The organism is Pseudoalteromonas aurantia (genome assembly GCF_005886875.1).
Classification (GTDB): domain Bacteria; phylum Pseudomonadota; class Gammaproteobacteria; order Enterobacterales; family Alteromonadaceae; genus Pseudoalteromonas; species Pseudoalteromonas aurantia_A.
Genome location: NZ_PNBY01000201.1, coordinates 1 through 258 on the forward strand (window position 1 = coordinate 1; position 258 = coordinate 258).

Consider the following 258-nt stretch of genomic DNA (forward strand, 5'->3'; position numbering starts at 1 on the left):
CAATGGCCAAAATCTTCAATGTCTTCCCAGCCTTCACAACCAGCAATGATAGCTGCTACGGTAAGAAACAAGACGTCGAGTAAAGGGTAAATTACTTTAATTTTTTGGCGTGGGTCTTCTATTAATTCAAAGTGTTTTGTCAAAACGTTCAGGCTCATAATGGGCGTTACTCAAAAATAGAGTATACGATCATGTTTGACCCCTTAAAGCAAGACAGGTTGTGTTAATTGCTTAAAATACACTCACGATCTCACCCTG

1 protein-coding gene is annotated in these 258 nt (G+C 39.1%); it reads right to left on the reverse strand.

What is annotated here, in order from left to right; translation table 11 throughout:
- The coding region (locus CWC18_RS20625) for a transposase family protein (protein WP_138676034.1) at positions 1 to 158 on the reverse strand (158 nt) is incomplete at its 3' end.
- Positions 159 to 258: the final 100 nt, after the last annotated feature.